The sequence below is a fragment of the Actinomycetota bacterium genome (assembly GCA_012837825.1).
In the GTDB taxonomy this organism is placed as follows: Bacteria; Actinomycetota; Humimicrobiia; order Humimicrobiales; family Humimicrobiaceae; genus Humimicrobium.
On the sequence record DUQM01000017.1, the window covers coordinates 1 to 23,428 of the forward strand.

The 23,428-nt window shown below is 35.7% G+C and carries 20 protein-coding genes and 1 tRNA gene; 19 read left to right on the forward strand and 2 right to left on the reverse strand.

Going from position 1 to position 23,428, the window contains the following annotated elements:
* The 19 genes from GXZ93_01540 to GXZ93_01630 all read left to right on the forward strand — a co-directional run.
* A partial coding sequence (locus GXZ93_01540) for an HrcA family transcriptional regulator (protein HHT78474.1) occupies positions 1-252 on the forward strand: 252 nt, incomplete at its 5' end.
* A gap of 163 nt (positions 253-415) precedes the next feature.
* Positions 416-1,555 (forward strand): molecular chaperone DnaJ, encoded by a 1,140-nt coding sequence (gene dnaJ / locus GXZ93_01545; protein ID HHT78475.1) that lies wholly within the window; start codon positions 416-418, stop codon positions 1,553-1,555.
* A gap of 14 nt (positions 1,556-1,569) precedes the next feature.
* Positions 1,570-2,337 (forward strand): RsmE family RNA methyltransferase, encoded by a 768-nt coding sequence (locus GXZ93_01550; GenBank protein ID HHT78476.1) that lies wholly within the window; start codon positions 1,570-1,572, stop codon positions 2,335-2,337.
* A 39-nt stretch (positions 2,338-2,376) separates the two neighbouring features.
* A complete protein-coding gene (locus tag GXZ93_01555; GenBank protein HHT78477.1) occupies positions 2,377-3,747 on the forward strand; it encodes a MiaB/RimO family radical SAM methylthiotransferase in 1,371 nt (456 codons plus the stop codon).
* A gap of 79 nt (positions 3,748-3,826) precedes the next feature.
* Positions 3,827-4,168 carry a histidine triad nucleotide-binding protein gene (locus tag GXZ93_01560; protein ID HHT78478.1) on the forward strand — a complete coding sequence of 114 codons (342 nt, stop codon included), beginning with the start codon at positions 3,827-3,829 and terminating at the stop codon, positions 4,166-4,168.
* Positions 4,169-4,228: 60 nt separating this feature from the next.
* Entirely contained in the window at positions 4,229-5,221 is a 993-nt protein-coding gene (locus tag GXZ93_01565) for a PhoH family protein (GenBank protein ID HHT78479.1), read from the forward strand.
* Between the two features lie 53 nt (positions 5,222-5,274).
* On the forward strand, positions 5,275-7,437 hold the full coding sequence (locus tag GXZ93_01570; GenBank protein HHT78480.1) for an HDIG domain-containing protein: 2,163 nt from the start codon (positions 5,275-5,277) through the stop codon (positions 7,435-7,437).
* A 50-nt stretch (positions 7,438-7,487) separates the two neighbouring features.
* Positions 7,488-7,982 (forward strand): rRNA maturation RNase YbeY, encoded by a 495-nt coding sequence (ybeY, locus tag GXZ93_01575; protein HHT78481.1) that lies wholly within the window; start codon positions 7,488-7,490, stop codon positions 7,980-7,982.
* A gap of 56 nt (positions 7,983-8,038) precedes the next feature.
* Entirely contained in the window at positions 8,039-8,521 is a 483-nt protein-coding gene (locus GXZ93_01580; GenBank protein ID HHT78482.1) for a GNAT family N-acetyltransferase, read from the forward strand.
* Positions 8,509-9,444: a GTPase Era gene (locus GXZ93_01585; GenBank protein ID HHT78483.1), complete on the forward strand. Its 936-nt coding sequence runs from the start codon at positions 8,509-8,511 to the stop codon at positions 9,442-9,444. Before GXZ93_01580 ends, GXZ93_01585 begins: the two co-directional genes overlap by 13 nt.
* A 62-nt stretch (positions 9,445-9,506) precedes the next feature.
* On the forward strand, positions 9,507-10,214 hold the full coding sequence (gene deoC, locus GXZ93_01590) for a deoxyribose-phosphate aldolase (GenBank protein ID HHT78484.1): 708 nt from the start codon (positions 9,507-9,509) through the stop codon (positions 10,212-10,214).
* 29 nt (positions 10,215-10,243) lie between these two features.
* Positions 10,244-11,014 carry a DNA repair protein RecO gene (gene recO, locus GXZ93_01595; GenBank protein HHT78485.1) on the forward strand — a complete coding sequence of 257 codons (771 nt, stop codon included), beginning with the start codon at positions 10,244-10,246 and terminating at the stop codon, positions 11,012-11,014.
* A gap of 62 nt (positions 11,015-11,076) precedes the next feature.
* Complete coding sequence (locus tag GXZ93_01600) at positions 11,077-11,961, forward strand: glycine--tRNA ligase subunit alpha (GenBank protein ID HHT78486.1); 885 nt, start codon at positions 11,077-11,079, stop codon at positions 11,959-11,961.
* Positions 11,951-14,059: a glycine--tRNA ligase subunit beta gene (locus GXZ93_01605; protein ID HHT78487.1), complete on the forward strand. Its 2,109-nt coding sequence runs from the start codon at positions 11,951-11,953 to the stop codon at positions 14,057-14,059. Before GXZ93_01600 ends, GXZ93_01605 begins: the two co-directional genes overlap by 11 nt.
* Positions 14,060-14,114: 55 nt before the next feature.
* Positions 14,115-16,736, forward strand: coding sequence for a pyruvate, phosphate dikinase (locus tag GXZ93_01610; protein HHT78488.1), 2,622 nt, complete (start codon positions 14,115-14,117; stop codon positions 16,734-16,736).
* A 90-nt stretch (positions 16,737-16,826) separates the two neighbouring features.
* Positions 16,827-17,891: a deoxyguanosinetriphosphate triphosphohydrolase gene (locus GXZ93_01615; protein HHT78489.1), complete on the forward strand. Its 1,065-nt coding sequence runs from the start codon at positions 16,827-16,829 to the stop codon at positions 17,889-17,891.
* A gap of 4 nt (positions 17,892-17,895) precedes the next feature.
* Positions 17,896-19,941: a toprim domain-containing protein gene (locus tag GXZ93_01620; GenBank protein ID HHT78490.1), complete on the forward strand. Its 2,046-nt coding sequence runs from the start codon at positions 17,896-17,898 to the stop codon at positions 19,939-19,941.
* 97 nt (positions 19,942-20,038) lie between these two features.
* Positions 20,039-21,139, forward strand: coding sequence for an RNA polymerase sigma factor RpoD (gene rpoD, locus GXZ93_01625; protein ID HHT78491.1), 1,101 nt, complete (start codon positions 20,039-20,041; stop codon positions 21,137-21,139).
* 86 nt (positions 21,140-21,225) lie between these two features.
* Positions 21,226-21,300: transfer RNA gene (locus GXZ93_01630), tRNA-Asn, on the forward strand.
* Here the strand turns inward: GXZ93_01630 and GXZ93_01635 are convergent.
* Together GXZ93_01635 and GXZ93_01640 are read right to left on the reverse strand one after the other, a co-directional pair.
* Positions 21,286-22,764, reverse strand: a complete 1,479-nt coding sequence (locus tag GXZ93_01635) for a recombinase family protein (GenBank protein HHT78492.1) — start codon at positions 22,762-22,764, stop codon at positions 21,286-21,288. The two genes, GXZ93_01630 and GXZ93_01635, sit on opposite strands and share 15 nt — an antisense overlap.
* Positions 22,765-22,767: 3 nt before the next feature.
* Positions 22,768-23,428: DNA methyltransferase (locus GXZ93_01640; GenBank protein ID HHT78493.1), on the reverse strand; the 661-nt coding region annotated here is incomplete at its 5' end.

Below are 23,428 nucleotides of genomic sequence, written 5' to 3' on the forward strand. Positions count from 1 at the left end.
AATGATTATCTTCTTATGGAACTGCTTGAAAATTATTCCTGTGATGAGGAAATAGATGTCAGAATAGGCAGTGAGATTTATGGAAAAGATACCTGCGACTTAAGCCTCGTATCGACAAAATACTGCTATGATGGAAATTCCATAGGTTCAATAGGGATAATAGGCCCTAAAAGAATGGATTATTTTAAAGTAACAAACACTTTAAGCACTTTCAGGACAAATCTGACAGATGCTCTTAATCTGAAAAGTTAACTCTAAAATAAACATCTTTTTATTTTAATTATCGGAGACAGAAAATAGACAGAAAAAAGACGTATTACAGGGGAAGTATTTTTGCATTTTTTTTATTTTCCATTAAAATAAAATATTTGCTTGTGATTATTTAACGGATAATTTTTAAATTAGAGGAATTTAAGTGACATCAAGAAAAAAAGATTATTATGAAATTCTACAGGTTGAAAGAACCTGTACGATTGAAGAGATAAAGAAATCTTACAGAAAGCTTGCAAGAGAATATCATCCGGATGTCAATAATGGTGATGCTGAAAAAGCTGAGAAGTTTAAAGAAATCTCCGAGGCTTATGCTGTTCTCAGCTATGAAGAAAAAAGAAGACAGTATGATAATTTCGGTTTTTCAAACAGTCTTTTTGAAAACTTTGATTCTGAAAGTGTTTTCAGCGAATTCGGTTTCGGCGACATATTCAATATGTTTTTCGGAGGTTTTGGCGGTGATTCATTTTCATCAAGGTCTTCATCAAAAAGACAGTCAAAAGGCAACAATATAGAAGCAAGAATAGAGATTAGCCTTAAAGAAGCAGCTTTCGGAACAGAAAAGGAAATACAATATAATGTTAATGATCTTTGCGAAGAATGCAGCGGAACAGGAAGCGCCCAGTCAGACGGAATTGAAAAATGTCATGTCTGCAATGGTACAGGACAGATAAGAAATACAAGACAGACTTTTATAGGAAGCATTGTTACGACATCAGCCTGCAGTAATTGCAGCGGCACCGGACAAATCATTAAAAATCCGTGTAAAAAATGTTCCGGCAAAGGCTACTACAGGCAGAAAAAATCTGTTAAGGTAAAAATACCGCCGGGAATTCATGAAGGAGACAGTATCAGGGTTACAGGCAAGGGCAACTCTCTGGGCAGAGGTTCTGTTAGCGGAGATCTTTTTGTAAATGTGAGCATAACTCCGCATCCTGATTTTAAAAGAAATGGAAATGATATCACATCATCTGTAAACATATCTTTTACCCAGGCAATACTTGGAACAAAAATTAATTTTGAAACTCTGGATGGGCCGGAAGAAGTTGTAATAGAACCGGGCATACAGCCAAATACAAAAATAATAATGAAATCAAGGGGCATGGTTGAGTTTAACGGTTACAGAAGAGGCGATCTGATTATTGATGTCAATGTAAAAATTCCAACCAGGCTTACAAAAGAGGAACTCGAATCTCTTAAAGTTATAGCGCATAATCATGGTGAGGTGGTCGGAGACGGAAGCAAATCTTTTTTTACCAATCTTAAAGATGCTTTTAGAAAATAATATTTCTTTTTGTTATGAGCTATCCTTATTTTTTTATTGAACCTGCAAATATCAATTCTGGTGAAATCATCATAGACGGTGATAATCATAATCATCTTACCAGGGTGCTAAGGGCAAAATCAGAGGATATAATAGAGCTTTCAGATAATAAAAATTACAGATACATCACGAAGATCATTAAAATAAATAAGAAAAACACCTTTCTTGAAATAATTGAAAGAAAAGAAATCGCATCTGAGAATATAATAATAACATTATTTCAATGCATGCTTAAAAGAACTTCAATGGAACTTGTAGTCCAGAAATCAGCTGAACTTGGAATAAACGGTATTTTCCCGGTAAAAAGCAGAAGAGTCATAATTGAAGACAGAAGCGCCGGTGATAAAACAAAAAGATGGAGGAAAATTGCAGAAGAAGCGTCAAAACAATGCAAAAGGGACTTTATTTTAAATATAAATGAAAGAATTTCCTTAACAGACATAAAACCTTCAGATTTTGATGCAACATACCTGTCTTATGAAGAACTGGACAAGTCATCCATGAAAGATATCAATATAATTGATGATCTGAAAGAACTGATTAAAAAAAGATCCGATTCTCTGCAAACCTTAAAGATAGGTTTTGTAACCGGTCCTGAAGGCGGCTTTGAAGAAGATGAAGTAAAAGATCTCATTTCCAAAGGAGCAAAACCGATAAGTCTCGGCAGCAATATATTAAAAGCCGAAACCGCCTCTGTATTTCTTGCTTCAATCATTAAATATACCGCCTCTGTCTTTTTCTAACATCATTTTGGTTTTCTGAATTTGAATATTTTAAAAATTATGAAAGCAAGCGCAGACAAAATTTATAAATTTTCCATCACTACTCTTGGCTGCAAGACAAATCAGAGCGAATCGGATGAAATAGCATACAGACTTACAGAAGCAGGAATGCTGTATGATGGAGAATACCTGGATGCTGATGTTGTCATTATTAATACATGCACAGTTACAATGGCAAGCGACAGCAAGGTGCGGCAGCTTATAAGGAGAGTAAAAAAGAAAAACCCGGAGGCTCTGCTGATAGTTACAGGGTGTTATGTTGTTTTAAATGAAGATTTTCTGGAAAAAGAAAACATAGGAAAAATTTTCACCAATGAGAAAAAAAAGGATATTCCTGATTTCGTCATTGGCAGATTGGGCATAAAAAGAGATGCAGGAAAAGTTTGCGGCGGCGATAACTTTTTTTCGCAGATACATACAAGGCAGTTAATCAAAATACAGGACGGTTGCAGACAGAAATGCTCTTATTGCATTGTTCCGTTTGTGAGAAGCAGATATGTCAGCGAAAATCCGGAAAAGATAATCAGGGAGATAAATCTTGTATCCGGCAAAGGTCTTGAAGAAATAGTTCTTACAGGTACTCATATAGGAAAGTATGGGATTGAAACAGTGCAGAATGGGAAAAAATATCCTCCGGCAAACAGTGATTTTTACGATAAAGAAGATACAGACGTTTTTGATCTCGGATACCTTCTTAAGCTCATACTTGAAAAGACTGATATCAGAAGAATAAGGCTAAGCTCTATTGAAATAAATGAGATCAGCGATGAAATAATTGACCTGATTGCCGGCAGCGGAAGAATTGCAAGACATTTGCACATACCTTTGCAAAGCGGAAGCGACAGGATATTAAAGCTTATGAAAAGACCCTATAACATAGATTTTTTTGCAAAAAAATTAGTAAAAATAAAGAAAGCGGTTCCTGAAACAGCATTGACGACAGATATAATAGTCGGTTTTCCGGATGAAAGCGAGGAAGACTTTTACAAGACGGTTAATTCAATCGAAAAGTTTTTATTTTCCAAAGTACATGTTTTCAGGTTCTCGCCCAGATCGGGGACGGTTGCAGAAGGCATGGAAAAACAGATCCCTGACAGTATCAGATATTACAGGGCTCTGCTCTTAAGGAATTATTGTGATTCAGTCCGGAAAAAATATATTAAATCCTTCTTAAATAAAAAAGTAAGCGTTTCGGTAGAGAAAGCAGATAAAGAAAAAATGACGGCTTCGGGGATGAGCGAAGAGTATATAAAGGTAGCAATTGCCTTAAAAAGCGGAAAAGACAAGGATGTCATAATTCAGGGGAGAATATACGAAGTACTTGTTACCGGTGTTTCGGATACCGGACTTACAGGAGAACTTCTTAATTGACGTATTTTTTGTTTTTTAACTTTTAACAACTATAATATTAATGTTATGTTAATACTTAATACTTTTACAGGAGGTTATTTTGGATTGTATTTTCTGTAAAATAGCAAAAAAGCAGATAGAAAGCAGTATTGTTTTTGAAGACGAGGATTTTATCGTCTTCAAAGATATAAATCCGGTTGCAGAAGTGCATTTGCTGATTATACCAAAAATGCATATAGAATCTTTATTGGAAATAGATTTGATGGATGCTTCAAAAATAAAGAATATGTTCAGGATAATAAAGAAAATGGCCGATGATTTTCAGATAAGCAGTGACGGATTTCGTGTGGTGACAAATATAGGAGAATCTGCGTGCCAGAGTGTCAAACATCTGCATTTTCATATAATCGGCGGGCGTAAATTAGGCTGGCCTCCCGGATAAAAAAAGGAAAAACTAAAAGGAGAAAATAATTACTTGAGACCTGTAAAACAAAAATTAAAAATGGAATTTGCAAAAAATCATTCCATTGCCGAACTTCTTGGTGAAAGAGATAAATATATAAAAAAGATAGAGCAGGATTTTAACGTTGATATTTTTGTGCTGGGCAATGATGTGGAAATAACAGGACAGAAAAAAAACGTTGAACATGCAGCAAATCTTTTAAATGAACTAACTTTACAGATAAATATCGGTCAGAAAATTAATTCAGAAAAAATAAATGATTCAATACAAATTATGAACAGTAAATCCATATTAAAACCGCATGAGATATTTAATAATTATATCATTGTAAACAATGGCAAAAGGATTAAGGCAAGGACTGCAGGACAGCAGAAATATATAGAAGCAATAAAGAATAATACCATCATATTCGGGATAGGACCTGCAGGAACCGGGAAAACCTATCTTGCACTTGCTATGGCTGTCAGCGCGCTGAAAGCAAATGAAATAGGAAGAATAGTCCTTGTAAAACCTGTAGTTGAAGCAGGCGAAAAGCTCGGCTTTCTTCCGGGGGATTTGTATGAAAAAATCAATCCTTTTTTAAAGCCTCTCTATGACGGCTTGTATGAAATGCTGGATGTGGAAATTTTTCAGCAGTATATGGAAATGAACATAATAGAAGTTGTGCCGCTTGCATATATGCGGGGCAGAACTCTTAACGATTCTTTCATCATACTTGATGAAGCCCAGAATACCTCGCCTGAGCAGATGAAAATGTTTCTGACAAGGCTTGGTTTTGGTTCCAAAGTAGTGATAACAGGTGATATCACCCAGATAGATCTGCCTGAAGGAAAACAGTCAGGACTGATGATAGTAGATAGCATTCTTAAAAATATCCAGGGGATAGATTTTGTATATCTGACTGCTGATGATGTTGTAAGACACAACCTGGTTCAGAAAATAGTAAATGCATATAAACAGTATGAAGAAGATACAGCAAAAAAGAATATGGCTGAAAGATCTTCTGAAAAAAAGATAAATAAGAATATTTAATTTTTTTTTCAATAGACATGTTTTCAAAGAAAATAAAAAATCAAACCAAAAGCATGGTTAAAGTTAAAAACCTAAGAGATAAGAACAGAGGTTTTTTCAGCAGGTATTTCGGCATCAGAAGTATGTTTGCAAAAAAGCTGTATACCTTTCTTATTACCTTTGGAATAGTCGTTGCAATACTTTCTTATAATTTTACTCCTGATCTTGGCATCGAGCTTGGAAAACAAAGTCCCAGGACGATCAAGGCAAACAAGAGCATAAGCTTTGAAGATCCTGTCAAGACAGAGGAAGACAGGAATAAAAGAGAGATAGAAGTTGAGGACGTCTATAAATATGATACCCGGGTTTTAAACGGCAAAGAAGGAGCGCTATACCAGATAAGATTTTTCTTCCAGCTTGCAAAAATCGTGCAAAAGAAAGAGTCAATGGAGATTGCTGAAAAAACGGATTATATGTCTGCGATTCTGGGAGGCAGTTATGAAGAACAGGTGATAAGAGAATCCATTAATCTTGATTTTGAGAAAAACGGTATTCTGATGGATGAAACATTGGCTCTGGCAAAAGAGATAATGAAGGAAAATATAAAGCCAAATGATATAGATGCCAAAAAAATAGAAATAAGCAGGATAGTGAAAGAACGGGACAACCTTGCCGCGACTGAAAAGATAATTGTTTCGGGAGTTCTGACGCATAATCTCAGACCTACTGCTGTTTTTGATTCTGCGGCTACCGAAAAAGCAAGAATACAGGCAAGAGAGGAAACTCCTCCGCACGTAGTTACCATAGTTGAGGGACAGACTATAGTCAGCGAAGGCGAGATTGTAAGCGAAAATGATATTCTCATACTTTCAAATCTCGGGCTGCTTAATACCGGTTTTAACTGGAAAGCATTTCTGTATATATGTTTTATAAATCTTGTCACTTTCTCAATTTTTTATTTTTATCTTTTCAAGTTCAATAAGAATATTTTTGACAATATGAGGAAATTATGGATTGCTTCAACCATAATTATTATTTTTATTGCTCTCATAAAAATATTTACGACTTTGTCTAATCTTCATCTTAATTTCTGGGTATATCTTTTCCCCATAATGGCTGCTTCAATGCTCGGGACTGTAATTTTTGATACAAGAGTGGGAATTATTCTGTCCATAATCCTTGCTGTGAATCTTGGTATTGCAGCTAACTTTGATTATCAGATGGCCCTTATTTATTTTCTCGGCGGAATATTTTCGACATTTCTGGTTTCCAATGTGTCACAGAGAAGCACAATAATGAAAGGCGGATTTTTAAGCTCTCTTTTTCTTGCTTTTTTATTTCTGATAACCAATCTTATAGGCGGAGATTTCAAAACCATTGCGCTTTATTTTATCCTGGGGATAGTAAACGGTGTTATTTCTGCGATTATTACCATAGGGCTTCTTCCTTTCATAGAATCATCATTCAGGATAGTGACGGCAATGGGGCTTCTTGAATTATCACACACAGATCAGCCTTTGCTTAAAGAATTATTGATTAATGCTCCCGGAACATATAATCACAGCATTCTTGTCAGTCATCTTTCTGAATCCTGTGCCAATGCTATCGGGGCAGATGCCCTTCTTGTGAAAGTAGCTGCTCTTTATCATGATTTGGGAAAAATGAAAAGGCCTGAGTACTTTTATGAAAATCAGTTAAACGTTGAAAATATTCATGACAGGCTCAACCCTTCCATGAGCAAGAATATTATTGCCAACCATATCAAAGACGGTGTCGAGATCGCTATAAAAAATAAAATACCCAAAAAAGTTGTTGACATAATCTCCCAGCATCACGGAAGTTCCGTAATCACTTATTTTTATAAAAAGCAAAAGGATATTGAGTTAATGAGATTAAGCACTTCAAATCCGGAGGGGGTAATGGAGGGGCATTTCAGATATCCTGCAAATAAACCGAAAACCAAAGAGGCTGCAATACTGATGCTTGCCGATGCTTCTGAAGCAGCAGTAAGATCCATTGACAAGATAACTCCGAAAAAAATAGAGCAGATGGTAAACGATATAGTAAAATCAAAAATAGACGATGAGCAGCTAAGTGAAGCCGATATAACGATAAGAGAAGTAAATGTAGTAAAAAATACGCTTATTGACGGACTTATATCTATATATCATTCAAGAATTTCATACCAGGACCCGGCTCCGACACTTGCAATTGCTGCTGAAAAAGAAACACAGTGATTTCTAAAAAAATCGTTTGAAATATTAAAAATCTTATAGAAAGAAAATAAATGGAAGTAATAATAATAAATAATCAGGATGATATTGATATTGACGAAGAAAAAATAAGTTCTGTTGCCAGATTCATATTCAGCCAGTTCGAGAAAGATGAAAGCAGCGAGCTGAATATTGCCCTGATAGGTAAAGATGAAATAAGAGAAATAAATAAAAAATACAGGCAGGCTGACAAACCGACCGATGTATTATCTTTTTCATACAGATCAGACGGGGATATTTTTGGTTTTATGGGTGATGAGAAAGAGTTTAGAAAGGAGTACGGTTTTTTTACGGTAGGAGAGATTCTTTTATGTCCTGCTGTTGCCGGAGATAGGGTTGAGGATTATGGCGACGGCTGGAATCTTGAAAAAATTCTTATATTTTTAATAATACACGGCATTCTTCACATATACGAATATGAACATGATTCAGATGAAGACAGGCAGAGAATGGAAAATGAGCAGCTAAGACTGCTTAAACTTGCTGAAAAAGAGTTCAACCTCTTTTAGAGTTGACAGGTATAGTAAAATTTAGATGAAATTACTTTTTGCCTGCTGAATTTGACATGGAAAATATTTCAATTAAAGTTTTAAATGACATAGACACTGAAATTACGCTTGAGCTAAAAAAACTTGAAATCTCAAATCTGGGACGAAGTGCTTCAATAAACGAGTGGGTAATCCCTGTTTTAATAAAATATGGGAAAGTAATTACGGCTGTTAAAAACAGCGAATCTGATTTGAAAGAAAAAGAAAAAATTATCGGTGTGAATGAGCTTTTAAGGAAATGGGATGATCCGGCAACTGTTTTTATTCATTCTTTTTATGTAGAAAAATCTTTCAGAAAAAAAGGTATAGGAAGCTTTTTGCTTGAAGAATCCATAAAAATACTTAAGGGAGAAAAAATCAGGAAAATTGAACTTACTGTTGACAGCAGAAACTTGCAGGCAGTAAAGCTTTATGAAAAATTCAATTTTAAAAAAACAGATCATTTTAAAGATCTGTATGGTTTGGGAGTGCACAGGGATCTGATGATATGCAGGATATAAAAAAAGAAAAAAACGTACCAGACAGAGATTTGACATTCAGGTCAGGCTTTGTGACTATCGCCGGCAGAGCAAATGTCGGCAAATCCACTCTTATAAACAATATTATTGGACAGAAAGTTCTGGCAACTTCTTCAAAACCCCAGACTACAAGAAAAAGAACTAACTGTATTTATAATGATAATAATTCCCAGATTATTTTTGTGGATATTCCGGGATTCCTGAAACCAAAGACCCTGCTGACTGAAAAACTAAATAATTTGATCCAGAAGACTTTAAGCGACGTTGATCTGGTTATTATGATGACCGATGTTTCTGCAGGTGTAGGCACAGGTGATTTTTTTGTTTACGAGAAAATAAAAAATTCGGGCAAACCTGTTATTTTTGTATTAAATAAAATAGATGAAGCAGGAAAAGAAAAGATAAAGCAGGAAAAGGAAAAGCTTTTAGAACTTTCTCCCGAAAAAGATATAGTGGAGATATCTGCTCTCAGGAAAATAAACATACCTGTACTTATTGAAAAAATCAAAACATTTTTGCCGGAATGTGCTCCTTATTTTCCAGACGATATCTTAACTGATGTACCTGTCAGGGAGATTGCCGCTGAAATAATAAGGGAAAAACTTATAAGCCTGCTAAGCGAGGAGCTTCCCCATACTATTGCTGTGGAAATTGATAAATTTGAAGAAGCTTCCGGAAAAAAAAATATTATAAGAATTTCTGCGATAGTTTATGTTTCAAGGAAATCACATAAATCAATGATAATCGGTAAATCAGGACATGTGCTCAAGGAAGCGGGAACACAGTCCAGAATCGAGATGGAAGAACTTCTGGGAAACAGGGTTTTTCTTGAAATGTGGGTCAAGGTTCGTGAAAACTGGACTATGAACGAAAAAGATCTGAAAGAATTCGGTTTTGTAAATTAATTTTATTAATAATCAACATTATTTATGTAAATGTTATTTTTTAATGTTTGAAAGGTTCGGTGATTACTACGTTAACTAGAGAACAATTGGCAAAAACAATAGACCTGACTTATCTTAAACCGGCTGCAACAGTAAAAGAAATTGAAAGTTTGTGCCTGAAATCAAAAAAGTATCATTTTGCAAGTCTGTGTGTAAATCCCTGCATGATAACAATTGCCAGAAGATTTCTGGCTGATACCGACGTAAAGGTATGTTCCGTTGTGGGTTTTCCCCTGGGAGTCAATTCAACAGAAACAAAAGTCTTTGAAGCCAAAGACTGTGTAAAAAAAGGTGCTGATGAAATTGATGTAATGATTAATATCGGCGCTCTAAAAAGCGGAAATTTTGTCTTTCTTGAGAAAGAACTGCTCATAATTGTCAATGTTATCAGGCGGGAGCAGATGGCTGAATACAACAAGCATATAAACATAAAGATAATAATAGAGACAGGCAATCTTCTGAAGGATGAAGTCAAAAAAGTATGCAAGATAGTAGAAGACATAGGAGCTGATTTTATTCAGACATCCACAGGATATGGCACAAGAGGAGTGGAACTTGATGATATCAGGCTTATAAGAGAAATAGTCACGAGGAACATAGGGGTTAAGGCTTCTGGCGGAATAAGAACATTTAAAGATGCACAGGCACTGATAGATGCCGGAGCCACAAGGATAGGTACAAGAGCCGCAGTCGCAATAATGGACGAGTATGCTGAGCTTTTTGACAAATAGAATTTTAAAATCAAAATAAAGATTTTTATATGCCGACATATAAAGCAAAAGGTCTTATCATCAAATCATATCGTCTTGGTGAAGCAGATAAGATAGTAAAAATATTCACTCCGGATATGGGTCTGATAAGCGCGGTCGCCAAAGGTGCTTTCAATATGAAGAGCAGATTTTCGGGCAGACTTGAGCTGTATAATGTTATTGACTGTGAATTTTCCCAGGGCAGGACTCTTGATATTGTCAGCCAGGCGGAAATACTGGAAATATTTAACGGCATTTCAGGGGATTTTTTAAAATTCAATTACACCCAGTCATTATCCGAAATGATATTAAAGACACAGTCTGAAAAAGCAGCATCCTACAATCTTTTTAAGCTGACCTATCTTGTAATAAAGAAGATGAATAATATTGATGACAGTAATGAAGTTTTTTTACAGATGCTTCTTATCTTCTTTATGATTAATTTTTCAAAAATCATGGGTTATGCTCCCATGTTAAAATGCTGTACTGTCTGCGGCTGCGAAATGCTGAAAAATCCGGAAATTTTTTCTGTGAAATACGGCGGAACAGTATGTAGAAGCTGCTCTTCGGGTAAAAGCGGGATAATTTTTTTTAATGATGAAGAGATGCATCTGCTGACAGGTCTTTTAAGCTGTCGTCTTGAGGAACTGACAGATTTTAAAGTTAGCTATAGAACTTCTTCCAGGATCTTGGACCTGATGGCTGAATATGTTTCATTTCATTCTGAGATAAATCTGTCAAGCCTTGCTTATCTGAAAAAAATACACAAAAATATTGTCTGATCTGATATCCGGAAAAAATTTCAAATTGACTATAACTTTAATAATTATTAAAATGAAAACTTATGGATTTTCAGGAAATTATATTTAATTTGCAAAAATACTGGTCTGCAAAAGGCTGTATCATAAAACAACCAATGGATGTTGAAAAAGGGGCAGGAACATTTAACCCTGATACTTTTTTAAGGTGTCTTGGTCCTGAGCCATGGAAAGTAGCTTATGTTGAACCATCCAGGAGACCGGCTGACGGCAGGTATGGAGAGAATCCTTTTAGAACACAGTATTATTATCAGTTCCAGGTGCTTTTAAAGCCTTCTCCTGATGATGTAATAGATCTTTATCTTGGCTCGCTTTCAAGCCTTGGAATTGATCTGAAAAATCACGATATCAGATTTGTTGAAGATGACTGGGCTTCACCGACTATAGGAGCGGCAGGACTGGGCTGGGAAGTCTGGGCTGACGGAATGGAAATCACGCAATTTACATATTTCCAGCAAATGGGCGGTATTTCTCTTAAGCCTGTATGCGCTGAACTGACATACGGACTGGAAAGAATAGCTATGTATCTGCAGGACAAAGACAGTTTCTGGGATCTTGCCTGGACAAAAGGAATTACTTATGCTGATGTTCATCTTGAATCGGAAAAACAATGGTCAGTATATAATTTTGAGGTTGCCGACATAGCAATGCTGCAGGATCTTTTCAATAAATTTGAAAAGGAATTTTCAAATGCATTAAAAAAAGACCTTGTTTATGTTGCCTGTGAATATGTTCTGAAATGCTCACATGTATTTAATCTGCTCGATGCAAGAGAAGCAATAAGCGTTTCGGAAAGAACTTCTTATATAGCAAGGGTAAGGAATATAGCAAAACTTCTTTGTGCTGCATATATCAGCCAGAGAGAACAGCTGGGATTTCCTCTTTTAGGGAAAGAAAAAAATGGAGAGTAAAAACTTACTTTTTGAAATAGGAACAGAAGAGCTGCCTTCTTCATGTATTAATGAGGGAATGCAGTCTTTCGAAAAAAATGCCAGGGAAAAATTTTCCAGAAACAGAATAGACTTCAAAAGCATAAAGACTTACGGAACACCCCGAAGACTTGTAATTCTGGTTGAAGACCTTAATGTTTTTCAGAATCCTTCTGAAAAAATAATAATGGGCCCACCCAGGAAAATTGCTTTCGATAAAAATGGAAAGCCCAATCAGGCAGCTGCAGGCTTTGCCAGAAGTCTCGGTATCCAGACAAAAGAACTTGAATTTGCAGAAACTGAAAGAGGACAGTATCTGTGCAAAAAAATATCTGAAAAAGAGGAAGAGACAAGAAAGATACTCCCTGAAATACTTGCAGATATTTTAAATTCAATTACTTTTTCGGTTCAGATGACCTGGGCGGACTGGCAGACAAAGTTTGCAAGACCCATAAGATGGATACTGGCAGTCTTTGGAGATGAAATAATAAAAGTTAAAACTGAGAGTGTTGAAAGTTCTGATTTTACATTTGGCCACAGAACTCTTTCAGCAGGGAAAATTAAAGTAGGCAAAGCAGACGGCTATATTGATTTTCTTGAAAAGGAAGGGAAAGTTATCCTCGATAAAGAAAAAAGAAAAGCTATTATTCTTGATAAGATAGAAGATATAGAAAGTGAAAACAAGGGCAGGATAAAAGCAATAATCAATGAAGAACTGCTTGATGAGATAATAAATCTTGTTGAAATACCAAATGTGCTTCTGGGAAGTTTTCCCGACAGTTTTCTGGTTCTTCCGGAGGAGATACTTGTCAAAGCTATAGAGTACCACCAGAGATATTTTGCTGTCAGGAACGATGCCGGAAAGATCATTCCAAAATTTGTAGTTGTGCAGAACGGTATAAAAGATAGTGACGGCAGCATTATAAAAGGAAATGAAAGAGTTTTAAAAGCAAGGCTTTCAGATGCATCTTTCTTTTACTCGGAAGACAAGAAGTATTCCTGGGAAAACTGGATTGAAAAGCTTAAAGGCGTTGTCTTTTATTCAGGTCTTGGAACCATGTATGACAAGCAGCAGAGGCTTGAAAAAATCTGTATTTATATTTTAAGTGAATTAAAGCAGAAAAATATTATTACAGACAAAAAAATCGAATCCGACTGCGTGAGAGCTTCACAGTTATGCAAGACAGACCTGGTCACAAATCTTGTTGTTGAGTTTCCCGAACTTCAGGGAGTGGTAGGAAGGGAATATGCAAAGGAAAGAGAAGAAGAGACCGAGATCAGCGAAGCTGTTTTTGAACATTACCTTCCAAGATTTTATGGAGATATACTTCCCAAAACTTTTACAGGGACGGTTCTTTCCATTGCAGACAAACTTGATACGATTACAGGCATGTTCCTGGCGGGCAATATTCCTTCCGGTTCCGAAGATCCTTTTGCTCTCAGGAGAAGAGCTACAGGCATTGTCCAGTCTCTGATTAACAGGGAATTTGATATTGATCTTGGAAACATTATTAATTACTGTATTAGTCTGTACGGCGGTTTTGATATTTCCAAAAACCAGGATAATAACAGAAATGCGGAAAATATCTTTTCGTTTATAGCTGCAAGACTTAAGTTTCTTTATGAGAGACAGCAAAAAAGAACTGATGTAATCGATGCGATTACAAGCTCAGGATGCAGGTCGTTAAAGGAGATAACCAGAAGATATGACGCTGTTGAAAAAATAATCATTGAAGGACTTTTTGAAGACATAGTTACACCTATGATAAGATGTAAAAATATATCAAAAAATAAGGAATTTACAGATATAAAAGAAGAGCTTTTAAAAGAAAAATCTGAAAAGCTGCTTCATGAAGAACTGGTTGAAAGAAGAGAGAAAATCAAGAATAATAATCTTTCAGGCAGTTTTGACAAATCTTTAAGAGAATTAGCAAGATTCAGAAAGACAATCGACAGGTTTTTCGATGAAGTCCTTATTATGGATAAAGATGAATCAGTCAGAAATAATAGAATAAGCCTTATAGGAGAAATTCTGAGCTTATATCTTGGTATGGCTGACTTTTCTGTTATAACAATATAAAAAATGACAAAACTGAATTTTATAAATTCAGATTTATTGGGAAGAAAGGTGTAAAATGACGCAGAAAAAATACGTATATTTCTTTGGAGAGGGTACCAAAGATATGAAGAGTCTTTTAGGAGGCAAGGGAGCTAACTTGTCGGAAATGACGAACATCGGCCTTCCGGTTCCTCCGGGTTTTACTATTACTACAGAAGCATGCAACCTTTATTATGAATTGGGGCAGAAATGGCCTGAAGGATTACTTGACCAGGTAGCTGAAAATCTTAAAAAACTTGAGAAAGAAGCCGGCTATAAATTTGGTGATGAATCAGATCCGCTGCTTGTTTCTGTCAGATCAGGTTCTGCTTTTTCAATGCCCGGGATGATGGATACCATATTAAATCTTGGACTGAATGACAAGGCAGTTCAGGGCCTTATAAAGAAGACGGGAAATAAAAGATTAGGCATGGATTCATACAGAAGATTTATACAGATGTTCGGCGATGTCGTAATGGAAGTGGAACATGCTGAATTTGAGAAAGCACTCCAGAGAATAAAAGACAAAAAGAACGTGAAGCTCGACACAGAACTTGATGCTGAAGATCTTGAGGAACTTGTTGCTGACTATAAAGCTTTAATTAAAAAATCATCCGGTCAGGAATTTCCGCAGGACTCATTTGAACAGCTGAAGATGTCTATAAATGCTGTTTTTAAATCCTGGAACAATAAAAGGGCATTTACTTACAGAAATCTTCATGATATTCCTCATGATCTTGGAACCGGAGTAAATATACAGATAATGGTTTTCGGCAATATGGGCGACAACTCCGGAACAGGTGTTGCATTTACAAGAAACCCTTCCACAGGCGAGAAAAAAGTTTATGGAGAGTATCTTACCAATGCACAGGGAGAAGATGTGGTTGCAGGAATCAGAACACCTAGAGATCTGGATCATCTGCATGATGAGATGCCCGAAATATATAATCAGTTAATGGATATTTTTGAAAAACTGGAGCTTCATTATAAAGACATGCAGGATATGGAGTTTACTTTCCAGGAAGGCAGATTATATATGCTTCAGACCAGAACAGGGAAAAGAACTGCTGCTGCAGCTCTTCAGATTGCAGTGGATATGGTCAATGAAAAATTGATAGATAAAAAGGATGCCGTAATGAGAGTGGCGCCTGATCAGTTAGACCATCTTCTTCACAAACAGCTTGATTCCAAAGCAAAAGAAAAAGCGCAGCTGATTGCAAAAGGTCTGCCTGCCTCTCCGGGGGCTGCAGTAGGCAAGGTAGTTTTTGATGCGGAAACAGCGGTACAGGAATCTGAACATGGGAATGTTATTCTTGTGAGAACCGAGACTTCTCCTGAAGATATTCAGGGCATGGCAGTGGCACAGGGAATATTGACTGCAAGAGGAGGAATGACCTCCCATGCTGCGGTTGTGGCAAGAGGAATGGGCAAATGCTGTGTTGCCGGTTGTGAATCAATCAAAGTCTTTGAAAACGATCAGTATTTTATGGTTAAGGGAGTAAAGGTTAAAAAAGGAGACTGGATAACTCTTGACGGTTCAACCGGTGAAGTTTTCCTCGGCCAGCTTGCAACTGTTGATCCTGAGATATCAGGTAATTTTGAATTATTCATGGGATGGGTGGATCAGTTCAGGAAACTTGGGGTAAGGACTAATGCTGACACTCCAAAAGATGCTGAAGTTGCAAAGAAATTCGGTGCTGAAGGCATAGGCCTTTGCAGAACCGAGCATATGTTCTTTGAAGGCGTAAGGATTAAAGCAATGAGAGAGATGATTACTGCAGGAGATGCCGAAGGGAGAAAAAAAGCGCTGGCAAAACTTCTGCCCATGCAGAGGGAAGATTTTGCCAGTATTTTCAGAGTTATGGACGGACTTCCTGTAACAATAAGGCTTCTTGATCCTCCGCTTCATGAATTCCTTCCCACAGAGGAAGACGATATAAGAGAAATAGCCGAAGAGCTTGGTATGTCTTATGAAGATATGAAAGCAACCATTGTTTCCCTTCATGAAATAAATCCGATGCTTGGACACAGAGGATGCAGGCTTTCAATAACATATCCTGAAATCTGCGACATGCAGGCAAGGGCGATATTTGAAGCTGCTGCCGAGCTTGTAAAAGAAGGAAAAGCTGTTATGCCTGAAGTTATGATTCCGGTTGTGGGAGTTGTCAATGAAGTAAAAATCCTCAAGCAGCAGATTGTTGGAATTGCAGAAGCTGTCATGAAAGAAAATAATGTCGAATTTGAATATAAAGTCGGAACAATGATAGAGATCCCGAGAGCATGTATAACTGCTGACGAAATTGCCGGGGAAGCTGAATTCTTCAGTTTCGGCACTAATGACCTTACTCAGCTTACGTTTGGTTTTTCAAGAGATGATTTTGGAAAAATACTTCCTGAATATCTTGAAAAAGGCATTCTTGAAAAAGATCCGTTTGCGGTTCTGGATCAGAAAAGTGTGGGCAGTCTCATAAAAATAGCTTTTGAAAAAGGCAAATCTGCCAGAAAAGACCTTAAAGTCGGAATTTGCGGAGAACATGGCGGGGAACCGAGCTCGGTAGAATTCTGTGCAAATCAGGGTCTTGACTATGTAAGCTGTTCACCTTACAGGGTACCGATTGCAAGACTGGCCGCTGCTCAGGCTGTGATCAAAAAAGGATAAACAAAGCAATAATTTTAAACAAAGCTAAAGCAAAAGTTAGGTATTAGTTATATAATTTAATTAATATCTAACTTTGCTTTTTATATTTCGATGACTATCAGGGAAATCTTTGAAAATAAAGAAAAAGAATTTTTGTCAAGGCACGCCTCATTAAGCTCTTTTTCAAAGGGGAGAGCAGTTTATGAACCTGAGTGCGAAATAAGGACCTGTTACCAGAGGGACAGGGACCGTATAATACATTGCAAATCATTCAGGCGCCTCAAATATAAAACACAGGTCTTTTTTAATCCGGAAGGCGACCACTACAGAGACAGGCTTACACATACCCTGGAGGTATCTCAGATATCCAGGACAATAGCAAAAGCGCTGTTTTTAAACGAAGAACTGACTGAAGCCATAGCTTTGGGTCACGATCTGGGCCACACACCTTTCGGCCATGCCGGCGAGAAAGTTCTTGACGAAATCACCAGGGAAAAACTGGGAGAGAAAAGCCGTTTCCTTCATAATGAACAAAGTATAAGAGTTGTAACCGAAATAGAAAAGAACGGCAAAGGGTTAAACCTGACATATGAAGTTCTTGATGGGATAAAAAATCATTCAGAAGAATACATGCCTGCGACCCTGGAAGGAAAGACGGTCAGGCTTTCTGACAAAATAGCTTATATCAATCATGATATAGATGATGCTTTAAGGGCTGGAATATTTTCCGAGAATGATCTTCCGGAAGAGGAGATATCTATACTCGGAAGAAGCCACAGAGAAAGAATTAATACAATTGTCCTTGACATTGTCAGGAGAAGCGCTGACAGGGAAGATATAGAGCTAAGTCCTGAAATCAGCAGGTCGCTTTTCAGCCTGAGAGATTTCCTGTTTAAAAATCTTTACCTCAGAAGTCCTGTAAAGATTGAGGAGCATAAAACCGAGAAAATACTAAGAGAGCTTTTTGAATATTATGTGGAAAATTTTGATTCTTTTGCAAAAGATTATAATCTGAAAAATAATATAAATTTCAGCAATGCTGAGCTTTATGAAAACATTGATTTCAGAACAAGAATAATCCTGATCAGGGATTATATTTCAAATATGACGGACAGATTTGCGCTTAATAAATTTACTGAGATTTTCATACCTGAAAAATGGGAAATAATAAGATAGCAAAATGGTAAAATCAATAAAAGATGGCGAAGTAGCCGAATTAAAGCAAAACACGGACATAATCAGCATTGTTTCGAATTATGTAAGTCTTAAAAAATCGGGCAAAAACTTTATGGGACTCTGCCCTTTTCATAAAGAAAAAACACCTTCTTTTGTTGTTGACCCCCAGACACAGCTATATCATTGTTTCGGTTGCGGAAACGGTGGAGATGTCATTTCATTTATAATGAAAACTGAAAATCTTAGCTTTGTTGAAGCTGTGGAACTTATAGCAAAAAAAACAGGATATACCCTGAAATATGTAGAAACCGGAAGCATTAAAAAAGAAGAAAAAAAGAGCAGGCTTTTTGAACTGAATGAGCTTGCCGGGAAATATTATAATTTTGTGCTTTTTAAAAGCAGAACTGGCAGAAGAGCTCTGTCATATTTGAGGTCAAGGAAGATATCCGATGAATCTTTAAGAAAGTTTGACATAGGCTACTCGCAGGACAGCTGGGATAATTTTATCAAATTTGCCCATTCAAGAAATTTTACGGATGCTGAGCTTGTTGAGACAGGGCTCTGCACTGTTTTCCGGAAAGATGATAACAGGCCTGAGAGAAAATTTGACAGGTTCAGGGGACGAATAATATTTCCGATAAAAGATCTGCTTGGAAGAACCATAGGATTTGGCGGGAGAATAATACCGGAAGATTTTGTTTCTGAAGAATTGATAAAGGGAAGTACAGTAAAAAATTATGGAAGCAGCAAAATTGTCAGGCCTGTTAAGGCATCAAGGGGCAGGCAGAGAAATTTTGAAATGAAGAAAGCAAAGTATGTAAACTCGCCTGAAACAAAGATTTATTCCAAAAGCAGGAATCTTTACGGAATTTTTGAAGCAAAAAACAATATTGTCGAGAAAGACCTGGCTTTGATTGTGGAAGGGTATATAGATGTAATCTCATTATATGAAAACAAAATATATAATTCTGTTGCAAGTCTTGGAACAGCTCTTACATCTGAACAGATTAAATTAATTGGAAGATTTACCAAAAACATAGTTCTTATATTTGACAGCGATCGGGCCGGTATGAGCGCATCTGTAAAAGGTATTGAAAGGCTTAAGGAATATAATGAAAATCTGGATCTTTATAATGAAAGCAATATAAGCATAAGAGTCTGCATACTCGAAAAAGGATTTGATCCGGCAGACTATGTCATTCAGAAGGGTGTGGAAAAGTTTCTGAAAAAGATAGAAGAGTCGGTAGATATTATAGATTTTTCAATTGATAATATTATTAGGAAATATAATATAAAAAACCTTACAGAAAAATTAAGGGCAGCAAATGAGCTGCTTCAGTTTATAAGCTCTTTATCCTCCAGCATTATCCAGGAAGAATGCATTAAAAAAATTGCCGGAAAACTAAATCTTAAGGAAAGTATGTTGCTTGAGGAAATGCTTAGGAAGAAGTCGGTAAAGAATAATAAATATGAACAGGGGGAGGATGAAAGCAAAGAAAATCCATATGAGGAATTTGAGTCCAGGAACTTAAACCCCCAGAAAAAGAAGGAAATAGAAGCTCTTCAGCTGCTTGTACATGGCCACGACACAGATAGTATAATCCTTGATTTAAGTACCGAACTGTTCAGGTTTGAGGATACCAGAAAATTATTTGAAAAAGTGCAGAAAAAAATCAGGCTGGCAAGAGAAAGTAAAGAAGAATTAAACTTTCCATTAATAATTTCGTCAGAAGAACTTGATGATGATAATTTAAACAGGATTTATAATTATATCTATTTTTCTGATCCGGGTTTTCTTGATTTTGAAAACATATGCCAGGAAGTTGGAAGCAATCTCAAGAAACTTTTTTTAAGTGAAAAAATAGAACTGTTAAAAAACAAGATTTCTTCGCTTGAGAAAAAGATAAAAGAAATTGAAACCGGCAATATGGAAGAAATCAAAAAAGAAGAGGAAATGAAGCTGCTTGAAGAAGAATATTTATATTGCTGCAAGCTTCATATTGAACTTGAAAACAAGAAAAATTCTCTGGAGACAGATACAAAAAAATAAAAATTACTTGAAAGTAATTATTTAAATTATATAATTGTAGTTTCGACTGCTGATAATAATATTTCAGTTTATATATAAATTTTTGAGGTGATAATTTATGAAAAAAGGTTCTGAATTCAAACTTGAAGAAGTTAAGGAACTGATAAACAAAGGCAAGGAAGAAGGTGCTCTTGCAAAGGAGGATATAGCTGAAACTCTTTCTGAAATTGATCTTACAGTCGAGCAGATAGACAATATTTATGATGTCATACAGAATCTCGGCATTGAAATAATTACCGAGGAAGAAGAAGATGTCGATAGTGTAATTCAAAAGAAAAAAAGCGAAGACTTTTTAAAAATAAGTAAAATCGATCTTGGAATAAAATCTCCCACAAATGATCCGGTGAGAATGTATCTCAAGGAAATCGGAAAAGTCAGGCTGCTTACTGCCGCTGAGGAAGTACAGCTTGCAAAAAGGATTGAAAAAGGGGATATGGAGGCAAAGCGAAGATTGGTTGAGGCAAACTTAAGGCTTGTGGTAAGTATTGCCAAAAAATATGTCGGAAGAGGCATGCTTTTTCTTGACCTGATCCAGGAAGGAAATCTGGGCCTTATAAGAGCAGTCGAAAAGTTTGATTATAAAAAAGGATATAAATTTTCTACATACGCAACCTGGTGGATAAGGCAGGCAATAACAAGAGCGATTGCGGACCAGGCAAGGACAATCAGGATTCCTGTCCACATGGTAGAAACGATAAATAAATTAATCAGGGTACAGAGGCAGCTTCTTCAGAGACTTGGCAGAGAGCCGAATCCTGAAGAAATTGCAGAACAGATGGAAATAACTTCTGACAAAGTCCGTGAAATAATAAAAATAAGCCAGGAGCCTGTATCGCTTGAAACTCCTATAGGTGAAGAAGAAGACAGCCATCTCGGTGACTTTATTGAAGACCAGGAGGTAGAAGCTCCCAGTGATGCAGCTTCTTTTACAATGCTCCAGGAACAACTGCAGATGGTTTTGAATACTTTAAACGACAGGGAACGAAAAGTCATACAGCTCAGATTCGGACTGAATGACGGCCATCCCCGTACCCTTGAAGAAGTGGGCAGGGAATTTGGCGTTACCAGGGAAAGAATAAGACAGATTGAAAGCAAAACACTGTCGAAATTACGACATCCAAGTAGAAGCGGCCCCTTAAAAGATTATCTTGAAGGGTAGTAAAATCTACTTGAAATAAGCACCTTGTTTAATTATAATAGATACGTTTTGGTCGCTTGTTGACTTATTACATTTTTTCTCTTCGCTCCTCGATAGCTCAATGGTAGAGCATTCGGCTGTTAACCGAAGGGTTGTAGGTTCGAGTCCTACTCGGGGAGCCAATTAGAACACTTGTTAGCATTTAAGATAGCATCAAACGGTTTATTGCAGTCATAGAGTAGAGTTTTACCCCTTAACCTCAAGTTCGAAAGTAAAAAATTAATGAGTTGTCTTTTTTGCTCTATTTTCGAACTTTCAAATAATTCATATGCTCTTGAAGCTAGATTTAGCAAGTAATTAACAGTAATTGAAAACTTTTCATCTGCTTCTGTATGTTTCTTTAACTTAGCTTCTAATTCATATTGAGTTTGCTTAAGTTCATAGGCTTTTTTGTCATATTCGCTTTGAGTAATACTCTGGCCTAATCTCATATCCAATAAGTTATCTAATTTTGTTTGTATTTTGTCATAATCTTTTCTTAAATTTTCAATTGATTCTTTGTGATAAAGCTTTTTAGCTTCTTGGCTTTTTTGAAGTCTTTCCTTTAAATCTATTAAAACTTCTTCAGGGATTATCAGATTTTTAAGCAACTCTTTTATCTGGTCTACTAATTCTTCTTCTCTAACTCTTTCACCATTACAGTTACCTTTATATTTTGTACAGCATAGATAATTATATTTATCCTTTTTTCTGTCTGTAGTAATGCTACAACCGCAATAATCACATTTAATTAAACCTCTAAATATAAAAGGTTTTGAAGCATATTTGAAAGGTTTTTTTTGCCTATTATTTCTAACCTTTTGGCATTTATTGAATAGGAATTCATCAATTATTGGCTCATATTTGTGGGGATATAAATTGCCCTTTATTCTCATAAGGCCAAAATAAAAGGGATTCTGAAGCATTTTATGTATTTGGCTATTAGTTAAAGGTTTGTTGATTTTTGTATTATTGGTTAGCCCATCCTTTTTTAACATTTTTGTGATTTGACGTATAGAGTAGTTTCCAGTTGAATACAGTTCAAACCCTTTTCTAACTAAATAAGCTCTTTCATTATCTACTATTACTGTTTTTTTACCAGTTATTGGATCTATGGAATTTAAGTATCCTACTGGTGCTTTTCCAATCCATTCCCCATTTCTAATCTTATATTCAATACTTCTTTTTACATTATCACTAAGGGCTAAAACGTAGCTTTTGGCTCCCATTGTTGCAAAGTCCCACATAAGAATTTGAAAACTTTTAGAATTTTCATTTAATACTATGGATTCTCTTAGAAAATGTATTTCTATTTTTTCTTTTTTCCTTAGATCATCTAATACTATTGATTCTTTAAAACTTCTTTGAACTCTATCAACCGCATCAGCAACTATTGCTATTTTTTCTTTAGATGATTCAATGAAGGAAATCATATTATTGAATTTCTTTCTTTCCCCTTGAGTTGAAGATTCAATAATTTCATATATCTTAATAACTTTTAGACCGTTCTTCTTACAATATTCTAAAAGTCTTTCTTTTTGGGCATGAATAGAATGGCCTTCTTCTTGCTCTTTTGTTGATACTCTTGCAAGTATTACTGCTTTCATAATTTAATTAAATTCAATTATATTTTTTTCTACTTCTGGATATAGCTTATCTATTTCTTTTTGAACCTTTATAGTTTCCTCAATTGCTTTTACTATCTTTACAAAATGGTTAATATCTGCTGAATCCAGAAAATTATCTTTTCTCTCCTTTAGCCATTTATTTAATACCTGGTATCCACCTATATAATAATTATATACTTCTGGTACTATATTGGTAAAATACTGGGCTTCGTTTATAGATATTTTTTTGTTTTCTTTATCATATATTATATGTTTAATATACCCATCCCCATTACCCTCAAATTTTGAAGTAGTCTTATTTATTCTATATGATTTAAGTAAATGGATATCAATTAATAAATTACCTAAAGATGAAAGTTTTTTAAATAAATTGAAATCATTTGTAAAGGGAATCTTGGGAAAATCAATCTTTAGAAACTCATTATATTTATTCCGATAATTGTTTGAATATAGAATAGCATAAATGTAATTGAAAACATCTTCTGGTTCTATGGCTTGCTTATACTTGGTTGAAAGATTATCAATAACTTCTTTTTTTATATTTGAAGTTTTGCTTATTTCTTCGTCTAACAATGTTTCATTTTGAATTTTACTGTTACTGTTTTCTTTATAATTCCAAAGTGGAAAATAGTAATCATTTTCC